Annotated in this window: 13 protein-coding genes; all 13 read right to left on the bottom strand. The window is 64.2% G+C overall.

The features are described from left to right. Nucleotides 1-19: 19 nt before the first annotated feature. The 13 genes from GX515_10975 to sigK all read right to left on the bottom strand — a co-directional run bounded on the left by GX515_10975 (nt 20) and on the right by sigK (nt 15,105). Nucleotides 20-844 (bottom strand): hypothetical protein, encoded by an 825-nt coding sequence (locus tag GX515_10975; protein ID HHY33514.1) that lies wholly within the window; start codon nt 842-844, stop codon nt 20-22. 4 nt (nt 845-848) lie between these two features. After that, entirely contained in the window at nt 849-1,571 is a 723-nt protein-coding gene (locus GX515_10980) for a glycosyltransferase family 2 protein (GenBank protein ID HHY33515.1), read from the bottom strand. After that, nucleotides 1,568-2,527, bottom strand: a complete 960-nt coding sequence (locus GX515_10985; GenBank protein HHY33516.1) for a copper transporter — start codon at nt 2,525-2,527, stop codon at nt 1,568-1,570. The genes GX515_10980 and GX515_10985 overlap by 4 nt, the downstream gene beginning before the upstream one ends. Before the next feature lie 61 nt (nt 2,528-2,588). Next, nucleotides 2,589-3,713, bottom strand: a complete 1,125-nt coding sequence (locus tag GX515_10990; GenBank protein HHY33517.1) for a hypothetical protein — start codon at nt 3,711-3,713, stop codon at nt 2,589-2,591. A gap of 574 nt (nt 3,714-4,287) precedes the next feature. After that, nucleotides 4,288-5,067, bottom strand: a complete 780-nt coding sequence (gene spo0A / locus GX515_10995; GenBank protein HHY33518.1) for a sporulation transcription factor Spo0A — start codon at nt 5,065-5,067, stop codon at nt 4,288-4,290. 120 nt (nt 5,068-5,187) lie between these two features. Next, complete coding sequence (spoIVB, locus tag GX515_11000) at nt 5,188-6,864, bottom strand: SpoIVB peptidase (GenBank protein ID HHY33519.1); 1,677 nt, start codon at nt 6,862-6,864, stop codon at nt 5,188-5,190. Nucleotides 6,865-7,045: 181 nt separating this feature from the next. Beyond that, nucleotides 7,046-8,449, bottom strand: a complete 1,404-nt coding sequence (gene rsmB / locus GX515_11005; protein HHY33520.1) for a 16S rRNA (cytosine(967)-C(5))-methyltransferase RsmB — start codon at nt 8,447-8,449, stop codon at nt 7,046-7,048. Nucleotides 8,450-8,516: 67 nt separating this feature from the next. Beyond that, on the bottom strand, nt 8,517-9,209 hold the full coding sequence (locus GX515_11010; protein HHY33521.1) for a zinc metallopeptidase: 693 nt from the start codon (nt 9,207-9,209) through the stop codon (nt 8,517-8,519). Nucleotides 9,210-9,345: 136 nt separating this feature from the next. Continuing rightward, nucleotides 9,346-10,293, bottom strand: coding sequence for a methionyl-tRNA formyltransferase (locus GX515_11015; protein ID HHY33522.1), 948 nt, complete (start codon nt 10,291-10,293; stop codon nt 9,346-9,348). Nucleotide 10,294: 1 nt separating this feature from the next. After that, nucleotides 10,295-10,831: a peptide deformylase gene (def, locus tag GX515_11020; protein ID HHY33523.1), complete on the bottom strand. Its 537-nt coding sequence runs from the start codon at nt 10,829-10,831 to the stop codon at nt 10,295-10,297. A gap of 51 nt (nt 10,832-10,882) precedes the next feature. After that, on the bottom strand, nt 10,883-13,141 hold the full coding sequence (gene priA, locus GX515_11025; GenBank protein HHY33524.1) for a primosomal protein N': 2,259 nt from the start codon (nt 13,139-13,141) through the stop codon (nt 10,883-10,885). Between the two features lie 379 nt (nt 13,142-13,520). Beyond that, nucleotides 13,521-14,078 (bottom strand): YqeG family HAD IIIA-type phosphatase, encoded by a 558-nt coding sequence (locus GX515_11030; protein ID HHY33525.1) that lies wholly within the window; start codon nt 14,076-14,078, stop codon nt 13,521-13,523. A gap of 322 nt (nt 14,079-14,400) precedes the next feature. Continuing rightward, nucleotides 14,401-15,105 (bottom strand): RNA polymerase sporulation sigma factor SigK, encoded by a 705-nt coding sequence (gene sigK, locus GX515_11035; GenBank protein HHY33526.1) that lies wholly within the window; start codon nt 15,103-15,105, stop codon nt 14,401-14,403. Nucleotides 15,106-15,251 lie beyond the last annotated feature (146 nt).

A 15,251-nucleotide genomic window follows, 5' to 3' on the forward strand; every position in this document is an offset into this window, starting at 1 on the left:
CGTGAGGATGGGTTTCTCGCTATCTGCGCCCGAGGGCGTCCAGAAAGCGCAGGAAAGGATTTCGTTCGATGGCCGCCGTGATGGAGTGACGCTCGGCGTAAACGTGGACCAAACACAACGCCAGAAGCGCCGCCACTCTTGCCGCCACCGGGGTGGTGAGCGCGAGCCAGTAGCCTAGCGCCGCACCGAGGGGGTTGCTCCCGGCGTCCCCGAGCATGCCGCGCTCCGCCAGATCGTCCCGAATCTCCGCGAGGATAGCCCCGGCGAGGCCCACCGGAACCAGGGCCGGGGCCCGCAAACCGGTGGCCACTGCGAGTGCCGTCGCTCCCACCAGGTATGCTTTGGCGGCACGCCCGGGCCTGAGGTCAAGAAGGTTTGAGAGATTCGCCGCGAGGGCCACCACGAGCGCGTCCAACGCCAGGGCGGGCGCGGGCAGGGCTGGGGCAGCAGTGCGGATGGCTATGGCCGCAGACACCAAGATGACGCCCGCCTTCAGGAGCCCAGTGGTGACGATCCCCTTCTTGAAGAGCGCGGTCGCATGCCCAGTTATCCCCCGGGACTCGCTCGAACCGAAAAGGTCATCAACTACGCCCGCTAGCATGGCCGCGTTCACGACGATGAGGCATGGGCCGGCCAAGGCCCAGCTCGCGTCCGGATCCGGCAGGAGGGCCATGACGGCCCCGGACGCAATGGTCGCCGAGGCTACGAGAGGGATCCCCATTGACGTGGGAACAGGGCGCCCGGCATAGTTCGGCCGGAGGTGTCCCCAGCGCGCCAACATGGCGCGGCCCAGCGGGACCAAGCCGAGCGTGAGGATGTACCCAAGCACCAAACACGCCGCCAATGCTCTAGTCACCCCCCATCCCGGACCGCGGGCGTGGAATGGCGCGGCTCGCGAGGGCCCGTGTCACCCAATACAGCTGCCGTCCTCTGTGAACGAACCCGGCAAGGTCCCGGCCCGTCACCCTGTGCGACATGTCGCATTCGACCTCCACGATGCGGTACCCCCGCCTCGCAGCGTCGATCGTGAGCGCGACCTCCACACCGAACCCCTCGGCGAACGGCACGAGCCCGAGAAGAACCTCACGTCTTGCCGCCCGCTGGCCCGAAAGTGGGGCCGAGAGGGAGAGACCGCATAAGCATCTCACGCCGAGAAAAGCCAGGGTCCTGACGATGCCGAATCCTCCCCTCTTGGCCCCGCCGCAGCAGGCCCGCGGGAACGTCGCGATGCTCATGTCCGCCTCGCCGCGCGCAATGGGGTCGACGAGCCTGCCCAGCTCGGACGCTGTCTCAGCCAGGTCCGCATCGAGAAAGACCACGACGTCCCCGGTGGCACGCAGAACGCCCCGGGTGAGCGCGGCACCCTTTCCCAAGCGACGGCCAGTCTCTATCACGTCTGCGCCTGCAGCAAGCGCGACAGAGGCGGTCCCGTCCGTGGATCCGTCGTCGACCACGAGCACCTCGCAATCGACACCGCAGGTCCTAGCGGCCATCCTCGCCGCCGTCACCGTGTCCGCAATGGTGCGCCTCTCGTTGTGCGCGGGAATGACGACGGAAATGCGCCCTTTCATTGTGATAGTCCCCATAGGTCCGGCACGCGTATCTCCGAACCGCCCTTGATCCCGAAATGGCCTCTCCACCCGGCGAGCGCGTAGACGAGAGAAAGGCGCCCCAGCGGGAGATCGACGCAGTCGACCGTGGAGATCCCCTCGCGCCTGTAATCGGCAATCTGCGAGACTTTCACGTTCCAGCCTTCCACACACACCACGTCCACCTGGAGGGCCTTCACAGCTCTCACGATGGGGATCCCCGCGTCAGCGGGCGTGAATCCCGGGTCTAGACTGCCCACCACGAGCACGACCGCGTCCGCCCGCCCGCCGCGTCCGCCCCCTCGCTCCTCCGCGCCCGCAGTATCAGCATCCCCGCTGCCCCCGGGACGAAGCAGGTTCTGCCCGGCCACGGACACGTATCCCAGGTTCAAAAGAGAATGCAACACCGGCGAGGCTTCGCCGGCCACGAGGTACGCGGCAAGCGCTGAGGCCACTTCCCGTGTCACTACCTCCGCCCGAGACGCAGGCACCCCTAGCGACGACGCGAACTCCACGGCTTGCCGGCCGGACGCCGGCGCAAAGCTTCCAAGGACGTCGACCACCCGCACCAGCTGGCCTCCGGCATCCACAATCGCGCGCCCGATCCGCTCCACCTCTTCGGCGGGCATCGCCTCCCGGCACACCACGATGGCCACCCGCCTTCCTGCAAGCTTCCCACGCACAAGCGAGGCCACCACGGTGTCCTCAAAGTCGAGAGACGCGGTCAGGGCTCGTTCGGAGGCGGCAAGCCGCGCCCCGAGGCTGTCCCTCTCAGCCTTGAGAGCTGCGAAATCCTCTTCGAGCCGGTCGATCATCTGCTCCTGCCGCTCGACAAGAGCGCTGTCGGTCACCATCGCGATGCCGACAAGGATGCCCACCCCGAGCGCGAGGAACACAGCCACAAGGGAGGCCACATGCCATTTCATGTCGATCATCACGAATGGCCCACCCCTTCCGGCCCATCTACCTGCAAGAGCCCCGTGTTAGAAGAGCCCCATCCTAGAAGAGCCCCATGTCGAGCTTGAGCCTGATGATCACGAGCCTCAGGATCTGCCTAGCCATATCGGATTGCACGGCCGCGAGCGTCAGAGGAACCAGCGCGGCCACGACGAGGAGGACTATGTAGCCCGTTCTCATGCGGCCCTTGTAGAGCTTGCTCACTCCCTTGGCGTCCACGAGAGCGGAACCCACTTTGAGGCGGGTGAGGAAGGTAGATGCCATTCCTGGGCGGCCCTTGTCGAGGAAATCCTCGAGGCTCGAGTGGGCGCCGACAGCCACGATGAGCTCCGCGCCGTTCTCGTGGGCGAGGAGCATCGCCAGGTCCTCGCTCGTGCCCGGAATGGGGCACACGGCGGCGTCGAGGCCCATGCGCCTGATTCGCTCCAGACCAGGGGCCCGGCCGTCCGGGTAGGCGTGGACCACGATCTCACTGCCGCGTCGCAGCGCTTCATCAGACACGCTGTCCATGTCGCCCACGATGATATCTGGAGAGAAGCCGATCTCGACAAGAGCGTCCGCCGCGCCGTCCACCGCGATGAGCACAGGGCGTACTTCCTCGATGTAGGACCTTATGGCTCGCAGGTCCTCACGGTAGTCCCTTCCCCGGACCACCACGAGCGCATGTCTTCCGGCGATCCTCGTGCGGAGCGGAGGGAAGGGATGGTCGCCGAGGATCGCTGATTTCTCCTGCCGCGCGTGCTCGATGGTGTTCGACACGAACGCGTCCAGCTCGCGTGAAAGGCCGTGGCGCGCCTTCCCGATCTCGCGCTCGAGCGAAGCCAGCGTCTGGACGCGGCCCATGCCCACCACCTTTCCCTGCCTGAGCACGGCGTTCCCCTGCAGCTCAATGACGTCGCCATCCCGGACGAGATCCATGATATGCGGGCCGACATCGTCGATGACGTACACGCCGGCCCGGCACAACACGAGCGGCCCCGGATTGGGATAACGACCGCTTACGGACTTACGCGCGTTCACCACGGCCCGTGCCCCCGCGGTGGCGAGCGACTCGCACGCGACAACGTCGATGTCCTCGTGGTCGACCACGGCGATCTCGCCGGGACGCAACCGTGTCAGGAGGTTCTTGGTCTTGCGGTCAACCCTGGCGACGCCTCTGTACCTCACGCGGCCGCCCTCCGCACGTTCTCTTGGGTCTTCGCCACCTCCCCCTCTCGTGGAATAGTATGCTAAGCCCCGGAAGTTATCATTCGACCCGGTGCGGCCGCAGGCGGCCGCAGAATTTGTCTAGCTGCGGTTTTATACCCGCCCGCCATGCGCTTTTCATCCGGTTTTTCCCTAAGCATGACGCCACAAGTTTTCGTCTCGTTTCTTGACGCCGCTAGGTTTGCCGGTGCTTGCACGATGGGGTGTGGAGAATTCGGTTGCCTTAAGCGCCGAATTCGAACGAGGAGCGCACAAGGCGCGCCGTCCCCGGAGGGCAAGGCCGATAGCCTTGGCAGGACCCCTCCGCCGAAAGGCGGCGCGAACGCTTGGCGACATACTTGGTTTCAGTCGTGCTGCAGTAAGTTTTGAGCCCCGGGAGTACTACTTCCGGGGCCCTCTTGCAGACGCTCTTGAAAGGCCAGCAGGTGGTTCGTCTCCTTGTATGATGCCGGCAACGGGTGGCCGCGCCCGCAGCACCGGCACGCTGGCGCGCCGGAGTTGCGCCCGCCGCCCGCCGTCTGTGCTTGATTGATCGTCAGCTCGCACGCATTTCCAGGCGCAGCTTGTCAGCGACCCTGGCGATGAACGCGGAGTTGGTGGGCTTTCCTTTCTCGCTGCTCACCGTGTGCCCGAACACGCTGTTAAGGAACTCGATGTTCCCGCGGGTCCACGCGATCTCGATAGCGTGCCGGATGGCGCGCTCAACCCGGGGAGCGGTGGTGTCGAACTTCTGCGCCACCCTCGGATAGAGCTCTTTGGTGACCCCATTGAGGAGGCCAACCTCGTTGACGACCATGATGATGGCCTCTCTGAGGTACATGTAACCCCTGATGTTGGCGGGGATCCCCATCTCGTGGATTATCCGGGTGACCTCGGTGTTGAGGTCGCGCGGGGCCTCGGCTGGACCGGCCCTTCTCTTTCTCACGACCTCCCCGCTCTGGGCCACTTGCCGGATGCGCTGGGCCAGCGTCTCCATATCGAACGGCTTGAGTATGTAGTAATCGGCACCGAGCTCGATGATGCTCTGGGTCATGTGCTCCTGACCGATGGCCGTCAGCATCACGAACCGCGGCCGCCTTGGAAGATCCTGTTTCGCGAGCCGTTCCAGAACGCCTATGCCGTCGAGGTGCGGCATAATGATGTCCAGGACGACCACATCAGGGTTAGTACTGGATATGCTTTCGAGGGCTTCCAGGCCGTCATAGGCGATTCCGACCACTTCCATATCCGGCTGCATGTTGATGAATTCCTTCAAGACCTCGCACAGCTCGTGGTTATCATCGACTATAAGGACGCGTGTCCGACCACAAGCCATAGAACCACCTCATCCGACGCTGCCAAATGCTAGTATTGCTGCCCTTGCCCATCGACGTTTTAGGATTCTACGCCTCCGGATGAAGTCCTGCCCCCCGCGCGCGGAAAATCCCTCTCGCCGCTATGCGGCGCGGACCAGCGAAGCACCTCCGGGACTCGGCACGAGCCGCGGTGGAGGGATCGGACCCGCGCCCGCGGCTCTCGCGGCCTTCGCACTTGACTCACGTGCGAAGAGCCCGGCTTCCCTCGCGAGCCACTCCGCCAGAACGCCGTACCCCCGGGTCTGGTCGGACACGAACACGTGGGTCAGCACGCCCACGAGTTTGCCGTCCTTGACAATGGGGCTACCTGACATGCCCTGAACTATGCCACCGGTGAGGGCGAGGAGCCTCGGGTCCACTATCTTTATGACGAGGCCCTTGATCTGCGGGGCCGCCTGCCTCGCCACCCGCTGGATCTCCACGCGGAATCTTTCGACGCGGTTGTCCTCCACCACTGTGTAGAGATCGGCGTACCCTGGCGTCACCTCCTCGGCCATTGCGATGGGTATGGCCTCCTTGAAGTATGGGTTGCTCGGAACCTTCGTGAGCGTGCCGAAGATGCCGAACTTGGTGTTTCGTTCTATAGTGCCGATGACGTCCTCTTCCCCGCTGAAGCTCCCGACTTTCTCGCCCGGTTGACCACGGCTGCCGTGGTGGATGCCCAGGATCTGCGCCTGAACTATCCTGCCTCTCGCCACGTCCACCTCTTTGTTCGTGGCGGCGTCAGTTATGACGTGCCCGAGGGCGCAATATACCCGTGACTCCGGGTCATAGAACGACAGCGTTCCCACGCCTGCAGCATTCTCTCGAACCCAGATGCCGATCTTGTACTGCACTGCGGGCCTTCCTTGCTCCGCGAGGCCCGCGGAATCCTCAGCCTCTACCTCAACGGGATTCACACGAACGGCTAGGGCCCTCGAATCGCGTAGGATGCTGATCTCGACCGGTTTCCCCGTTCGTCCAGCGAGGTCGATGGCCCGTTCCACCTCGGACTTGTCATTGACAGCCCGTCCGTTGATGCTCACGATGACGTCGCCGACCTCGATCCCAGCTTCACGTGCTGGGTAGCGACGTTTCCCGTCCACCCCGACGACCGGGTAGTGGCCCACGACCACGACCCCCCTCGCGGCGAGCAGCACTCCTATGGCGTGTCCGCCCGGCACAACCCTGACCTCTGGGACCACGCTCACAAGGAGGCGCCTGACAGGAATCACGTCCAAGAGCCGCACCTCGAGGCTGGTCTCGCCCTGAGCGAGAGGAACAAGCCTTACCCCAGCGCCCCGCCCGCTTGGTGTCCCTGTTGCGCCGGATGAGACCGAGTCCATGCGCACCAGCTCCGCGCCTGTCAGGCGGAACCCCACGTCAAACGGGACCCGGACCCAAAGGTCGCGGGTGGACCCCTCGAGGATCACGATCCTCTCGGGCAGGGTCCCGAAGGTCAAGCAGTACGCGATAGCGCAAGCAAGAATCGCGAGAAGAACGACAGATTGGGCCCTTGACCTCGTCCTCGCCCTGTCGCCTCTCCGTCCGTCCGAGCCAGTGCCGCTCCCTGCACTGGCAGGTTCGCGAGCCCCACAATGCCCCTGGGGACCGTCTGGGGCTTGTCCGCAACGGTCGCCGCATCGGCCTGGACGGCCCTCGTGGCCATGGCCGCGCAGGCTCTCTGCAATCGTGACCGGTATCTCGTTTCCGCCAACGGTAGTGGAATCGTGCCTGTGGTCGTTCCGACCTTGTGTGCTGGCGCTCGTGTGTCCCAAGCGTGGCAACCCCCGGCAGACGCATCTCGCAGGCGCCCAAAGTCGCAATCAAGGAGGCACGTTTTCGCGCGCCTCCTTGACCTGCGGTTACACCTGCAAGATTACCCTGCCCGGGAGCATGTTTTTTATGCCCCTAAAACTTTGCATGTGGTGCTTGCGGTTGTCAGCTACTGGGTGAGGATCACCCCTGAGGCAGCGATGACCATGAGGAGGAACCCTGCCGCACGAGCCGGGCTATGAAGAAGCCGTCCATCGAGTGGATGTGGGGAAACGTTTCGACATAAGGCGACCCTTGATCGGGGAAAGCGTGCAAGAACCCGCTCGGCAGGTAATCTTTGGCGGAATCGACGGAGAAATCGGCGTGTGTCTCGAGGAATCTCCGAACGACCTCCCTATTCTCCTCGGGCTCGATGCTGCACGTACTGTACACGACGACACCGCCGGGCTTCACGAGCGCCGCCGCGGCAGCCAGAAGGTTCTCCTGTTTCGAGACAAGATCCGCGATGTCCTCGGGCTTTCGCCGCCACCTCAGGTCAGGCCGTCGCCTCAAGACCCCGGTGCCCGTGCACGGAGGATCCACAAGCGCTCTATCGAACAAGCGCTGTGCTATACGGGCGTCGCTAGACGCGAGGCGTGTCGCATCGCACACAAGGGTCGTGATGCACCGGATTCCGAGTCGTTCCGCGTTTTGTCTGAGGAGCCTCACCCTGTGCTCGTGGACATCGACCGCCAGGATCTCCCCGCGGTCGCCCATGAGCTCCGCGGCGTGCGTGGTCTTGCCTCCCGGAGCGGCTGCGATGTCTAGCACGCGTTCGCCGGGGGCAGGGGCGAGCACGTGAGATACCAGCATAGAGCTGGAGTCCTGCATGAAGAACTCACCGTTTGAGAAGGCACGGTGAGCAAAGAGGCCCGCGCCGTCGCGAACCTCGATCGCTTCGGGAACGTAGGGCGACGGGCAGACCTCGAGACCGGACTCGGAAAGGTCTGCTATGAGCCTCGTCCGGGATGTTTTCAGCGTGTTCACCCTGATCGTCACCGGAGGGTTCTCGTTATTTGCCGCGCACAGGCGAGACGTTGTGTCAAAGCCGAACCGCGCAAGCCATCTGGAGACCATCCATTCAGGGTGCGAGTACTTCACCGCAAGGTGATCCACAGGGCTCGTCGCAGCATCGGGGAGGGCCGCCCTTTCGGGGTCCCGCACGAGGGCCCGCAAAACGGCGTTTACGAATGAGGCGGCGCCGGCGTGGCCGAGCGCGCGGGCGGCCTTGACCGACTCGCTCACCGCCACAGGCGCAGGGATCCGTTGGAGGTAAAGGATCTGGTATGCCCCAAGTCGGAGCGCGTTGCGAACGACCGCGTCCATCCGCTCGGGGGGGCGTGCGGCGAAGGCCGCGATCATGTGGTCGAGCGCTTTTCGCATCTTCGTTACGCCGTACACGAGCTCGGTGGCAAGAGCACGATCGCGCTCCGAAAGCTTGACGAGCCCGAGAGCGCGATCCCTTGCGGCCGTGGCGTAAGCTGCATTTTCGTCGATCTCGATTAGCGCCCGCAGCGCGGCCCCACGAGCGCCACACGTCACATCCACAGATGAACCAGTCCTGCCTCAAGCGCCCGAGTGTTCTAGAGCCCGCACCGGGCCTCAACCTCGATGCTCAGTCCCGACGGCTGCCCCGCAGGATCAGCAATCGCAGGAGCTGCGTCACCGCCACGGCCGTGGCCGCCACATACGTCAGGCCTGCAGCGTTCAAGACTTGGCCGGCGTGGCGGAGTTCCTCCTGCGTCATGTACCCGCCGCGGCCCAGGAACGCCAGCGCCCTGCTGCTTGCGTCGTATTCCACCGGAAGCGTCACCACGGAGAACGCGACTGCCCCGACGAATAGCCAAATCCCCAACGTCATCAGCCATTCGAGCCCGGTCCCCGCGAAGATGAAGCCGATCATGAACAGCGGAAACGCGAGGTTGGACCCAAAGGTGACTACCGGCACGAGGCTCGTGCGCACCGCCAGGGGCGCATAGCCGCAAGCGTGCTGTATTGCGTGACCTGCCTCGTGCGCCGCGACTCCTAGGGCGGCAAGGGAGTCTCCGTTGTACACCTCGGCTGACAAGCGAAGGACCTTTGCCCGCGGATCATAATGGTCCTGGAGCCTTCCGGGGATTTGCTCGATCCTCACGGAGTCCAGGCCATTGGCATCGAGGATGCGCCTGGCCACCTCGGCGCCGCTCACGCCGCTTGCCGCCCTGACCCTCGAATACGTGTTGAAGACGGTCTGGACCCTGCTCTGCGCCCAGAGGGCGAACAGCATCGCCGGGAATATCAGTATATAAGTCGGGTCCCAAAAGAACATCACGCAACCCTCCCAAACGTTGCGAATGCTGGTTGGCAAACCTCCGTCCAAGCATAATTATAATCGACCACGCGCTGGAATTAAACCCACCGGGCCTGTCGTCCCCCGGGGCGGCGCGGCGCGGAACCGCGCAACCTCAGCGCCCAAGGACCGTCCCGGGGCTCATCGGGTGGCCGCGAAGGTAGTCCCCGGCGGGCATGCGCCTGCCTCCCTCAGCCTGAACCTCCGTAACCAAGTACGCGCCGTGCCCCGCCTTCACGAGAAAACCCTCCCTGGTGGTCTCGCACACAGTTCCCGGAACGACACACGGGAAGGCCCCACCGGCGGCACCGGCCACAGGCCGGCCCATGAAGACCTTCAGAAGCGCTCCGTCACGTCTCGTGAACGCACCAGGTTTGGGGTTTCCCGCCCGCACTAGGTTGTGGATGACACCAGCGCTCTCGCGCCAGGCGATCTCGAACTCCTCCGGCTTCACCCGCGGTGCATGTGTCGCGGCTCTCTCGTCTTGCCGAATCCTCGGCGCGCTCCCCTTCTCGATCAGCTCGAGCGTCTTTGCGAGAAGCGCCGCGCCCCGCTCCGCAAGCTCCTTTCGAAGCTCACCTGCGGTGGCGTTCTCTCCGATGGGGACCTCCTCCTGCAAGATGATGTCCCCCGTATCCCAGCTCTCCGCCATATACATGGTGGTCACACCGGTCAGCCGTTCTCCTGCCATGATGGCACGTTCGATGGGCGCCGCGCCTCGGTACTTGGGCAAGAGCGAAGCATGCACGTTCACACATCCGTGCTTCGGAAGCCTCAAGACCTCGGGTGGGAGCAAGAGCCCGTAAGCCACCACGACTATGACGTCAGGCCGGGCTTCCTTGAGAGCGGCGATGACTCCCTCGTCCCTCAGCGTTTCAGGTGTGAGCACCCGCAGACCGGCCGACAGGGCGAACTGCTTCACGGGCGTAGGCACGAGCCGCCTGCCGCGCGTCCTGGCCCTATCAGGCTGTGTGAGCACGCATGCGACGCAGTGACCCGCCTCGACGACCGCCCTCAGCGACGGCACGGAGAATTCCGGGCTCCCCATGAAGACTACCACCATGTCACCGGTCAACCTCTTCTTCAACGATATTCGTGGCTTTGTCGACGAAGAGAATGCCGTCCAGATGGTCTATTTCGTGCTGAAGGGCTCTCGCCAAGAGCCCCTCGCCCTCCACGCGCTTGACGTTGTGCCCGCCCGGGCTGAGAGCCTCCACGGTCACCGTTTCCGCGCGCACAACCTCGCCGGTTATGCCCGGCAGGGAGAGGCATCCCTCACGCGCCGTGGCCTCGCCACTGCTTCTCACGATGCGAGGATTGAAAAGCACCACGGGGCCCTCGCCGACATCCACCACAATGAGCCGAACCGGAACGCCGACTTGGGGAGCGGCAAGCCCCACGCCATCAGCCGCGTACATCGTCTCCAGCATGTTGTCCGCGAGCACCAGCATGTCCTTTGTGATCTTCTTGAGAGGAAGAGACTGCTTTCTAAGGATAGGATCGTTGAACTTGCGGATCTCCAGGACCAGCTCGCACCCCTCCCGTGCCTCCCCTGACCCCGCAACGCCTCGCCCGCGAGCGGCCGGAAGGCCGTCTCCCATTGTTCCGTTGCGTACTGCGCGCCGCGCCGCACGCACGCGGCTGTCCGGTCGCTAAAGCACGTTTTCCGGATCCACGTCCACCTGCACCATTATACCACGATGGCGACCAGGGCAAACCTCAAGCCCCCTTCGCAGCACCGCCGTCAGCGCCTCCACCGGCGCGCCTTTCAGAAGAACCTGCCATCTGTAAAGCCCCTTCACCCGGCTCACCGCGCACGGCGAGGGCCCCAGGACCCACACGCCCGGAGGTGACCCGCCGAGCTCTCTCGCGGCGACGCGCAGTGACGCGCCGAGGCTCGTCGCCTGCCGCTCGACCTCCCGTGGGTCGTCGCCGGACACGACCGCCAGCCCGAGGTGCACGAAGGGAGGGTACGAAAGGTCGCGCCGTCCGCGGATCTCCTCCTCGTAGAACCCGATGTAATCGTGATCCTTCGCACGCAACACGGCGTAGTGCTCCGGCGTGTAGGTCTGGACGATGACCTGGCCTGGCCTCGAACCCCTTCCGGCTCGTCCCGCAGCCTGCGTCAGGAGCTGAAACGTCCGCTCGCCCGCCTTGTAATCGGGAAGGTTGAGGCACGTATCGGCGCTCACCACCCCGACCAACGTGACGCGCGGGAAATCATGGCCCTTGGCCACCATCTGCGTGCCAACGAGGATATCGTACTCGCCCCTTCGGAACATCTGGATTATCTTTTCGTGGGCCATCTTGGTGCGGGTGGTATCGAGGTCCATTCGCACCACCCGCGCCTGCGGGAAGATCCGGTTGACCTCACGCTCCACCCTCTCGGTGCCAGCGCCGAAGTACTTGATGTAGCTGCTTCCGCACTTCGGACATGTGTCGGGCACCGCCTCCTCGTGATCGCAATAGTGACAACGCATGCGTCCTTCCTCGGCGTGGTATGTCAAAGCCACGTCGCACTCGGGGCACCGCATGGCGTGCCCGCATTCCCGACAGAGCACGAATGTGGAATGACCACGCCGGTTGAGAAAGAGTATCACCTGTTCACGGCGGACCAGCCGTTCACGTATGGCCCTCACGAGCGCCCTGGAGAAGACGCTCCTATTGCCGTGCGCGAGCTCATCGCGCATGTCCACGATCTCGACACGAGGCAGAGGCCGCATCTCTACGCGGGTGGTCATGGCAACGTAGTCATACTCACCGGTCTTCGCTCGATAGAACGACTCCACAGACGGCGTGGCGGACCCGAGCACGCACACGCACCCCGCAAGCCTGGCCCTCTCGCGGGCGACCTCCCGGGCGTGGTACCTCGGCGACTCCTCCTGCTTGTATGAGTTCTCGTGCTCTTCATCCACGACGATGAGGCCCAGGTCGTGGACGGGCGCGAACACCGCAGATCGCGCCCCGACGACGATCCTTGCCTCGCCCCGTTCGGCCCTGCGCCATTCGTCGTACCTCTCGCCCGCCGAAAGCCGGCTGTGCAGAAGCGCCACCAGCTCGCCGAACCTCTCGCGGAACGCGCCAGCAAGCTGTGGCGTCAACGCGATCTCCGGCACGAGCACGATGGCCGATCTGCCGTGCGAGAGCGCCGACTCTATGGCACGCATGTACACTTCAGTCTTGCCGCTGGCGGTCACGCCATGAAGCAATATAGGTCTTGGCGAGCGCGCCTCCATTGCGGCGAGGATCGTCAAGACAGCTCTCTCTTGATCCTGCGTCAGGCGGAGAGGCACTCGGCCCCCTGGAGCCGGAGACCCCATGAACGGGCTTCGCATCACCTCGACCCTGCGCGAGACCAGTATGCCCTTGCGAATCAGTGCACGCACGGCGTCTTGGTTCCCGCGGACGATCGAATCGGCGCCTTCGATGTCGGTGTCTCGGTCTGAAGATGACACGCCTCGTTCAACGAGCGCCCGGATGAGCCCGGCCTGACGGGGCGCACGCCTCTCGACCGCCGCCGCGAAAGCCATCGCTTCCTCCGACGACACCGCAAGCTCGATGCGGGTCTGCGTTTTCGGGCTGGCTTCTCTACGCCGGACGGCAGCCGGGAACATCTGGGCCATGGCCTCCGCGGGCAGGCAGAGATAGCGCCCGGCCATCCACCGCGCGAGGGCCATCATGTCGTCGGAAAGCGGCGCCGCCCCAGAGGCCACGTCGATGATGTCTTTCACGTTGGGCACGTCCGCCGTCTCGACGAACCCCACGATGTATCCCACGAGTTTGCGCCCGCCGAAAGGGACCACCACGGCGCTCCCTACCCTGACGCTTTCGCGCAGCCGGTCGGGAACCGCGTAGTGAAAGGGCTTGGCTGCCCTCGTGGTCGGAATATCCACGACTACCTCTGCAAACAAGAAGCTGCCTCCTCGCGCCAGCGCTGCCTTACTTTTTCTACGCGAGGAAACGAAAACCTTCACTCGCAGCCAGAAGCAACCCGCGCGCAGGGTGGTCCGGCAGCGTTTCCACTCGTGTGCGTGGACGATGCCCTGTGGGGCCCCGGACCACCGACAGAGACCATGTAGGTGAGGATGCGTTGCCTTTGCTTGTCCCCATTTCGGAGGCGCCGGCACGAGAGCGTTCGGGGACGGGCACGGAGACGGAGACGGAGACGAGGGCGGCGGCCCGCGGGCCGCCGCGGGGCTCGCGCGGTGCGGGCGGCCCCAGGATCAATACCCGTGAGTAATATGCGCCGGTGCAGAAACGGATATGCTGGCCAGGGCAACGCCCGGCAACCTAACGCGGCCCGCGCGAGGCACCCCCGGGTCTCGGGCGGCAATCGCCGCCCTCCAAGCAGAGCATGCCACGCCTGGCGAGGCAGTCCAGCACCACCCTTTCGAGCTTTCTCACTATGCGGGTGGTTACGAATTCCCTCTGTGAAGTGGGGACAACGAGGATGGTGTACAGGCCGGCGAGGTTCCCGCCGAGGACATCGGTGAAGATCTGATCACCGATGACGGCGGTCTCCTCTGGGGAGGTGCCCAGCAAGGCGAGCGCCGCTCGGAACGCGGACCGCATCGGCTTCAGCCCCCTGGCGGCGGGGATTCCGAGAGCGCCGGAGACGGTCTCTATGCGCTTGCGGAGGTTGTTCGAGAGCACGCAAAGACGGATGCCCCGCGCTCTCGCGTCGTCGAAGAACGCCGGAACCCCCGCGGGGATCTCGGAGCTTCCCCAATCCACCAGCGTGTTGTCCATGTCGAACACGATGCCCCTTATACCGCGCGCCGCGAGCATCGAGAGGTCGACCTGGCAGACGGACGGCACGTAGAGGTCGGGGCACAGTATGGACAGCAAGCCGATCCCTCCTGCCGGCGGGGATGTCTACGCAGGTATTATAGCATGCATCCCGGTTTCCTGCGAGGCTCGCGGTCCAGGTATGGCGCCGTGAGCTTTCGTCTCCTTTGTTGACGGTGCTAGGGTTGCCGGTGCTTGCACGACAGGGCGTGGAGAACTCGGCCATCTGGCGCGCCGAATTCGAACGAGGCGCGCCGCAAGCGCGCCGTCCCCGGAGGGTAACACCGGCAATCCGGGGCAGGACCCCTCCGCCGAAAAGCAACGCGAACTTTTGGCGATATATCTAGAGAGGCGTGCCTTGCCTGCGCCCAGCCGCAGTCTCTCAGTTGTAACCCTCGGCGATCATCCCCTTCTGCAGCTTCATGAGGGCTCGTTTCTCGATACGGGAAACGTAGGACCGTGAGATGCCCAGGTGCTTGGAGATCTCCCGCTGCGTCCGCCGCAAGCCGTCGCCGAGCCCGTACCGCATTTCGATGACCTTTTTCTCCCGCCTTGTGAGTTCGCGAACTTTCTCCGCGAGCTTTCCCTCCTCCACCGCGCCCTCGACGACCATGGTTACCTCGTCAGGCTCCGTGCCGAGCACGTCGATGAGGGTGATTTCGTTCCCTTCTTTGTCGGCGCCGATGGGGTCGTACAGGAGGACCTCGCCTTTGTTCCTCCGCGTCGCTCGCAGATGCATCAAGATCTCGTTCTCGATGCACCGGGCAGCGTACGTCGCAAGCCTGGTCCTCTTTTTTTGATTGAACGTGTCTATGGCCTTTATCAGGCCGATAGTGCCTATGGATATGAGGTCGTCCTGGTCCTCGCCGGTGCCCTCGAATTTCTTCACGATGTGCGCCACCAGCCTGAGATTACGCTCGATGAGGATGTTCCTCGCATCCTCGTCGCCCATCTCCTTCCTGGCGAGGACCTCTGCTTCCTCCTTTTCCGAAAGGGGAGGCGGAAACACATTGCCGCTCGAGATGTAGGATGCAAGGAACCACAAGCCTCGCAAGAGCAATGCCGAACCTATCAGCAGATCGAGCACGCGCCTGCCACCCCCTGCAAAAGACTCACTAGTATAGATATGAGCGTAACCCCCGGAAGTGCGTGTCCATGCCAGTGACGTCGCTAGGAATAGCAGGCACTATCGTGTGCCGTGGTCGCAGTGTCCCGAGGAGTGGGTGGCCCGGC

This window comes from Bacillota bacterium, from assembly GCA_012842395.1.
In the GTDB taxonomy this organism is placed as follows: Bacteria; Bacillota; SHA-98; order UBA4971; family UBA4971; genus UBA6256.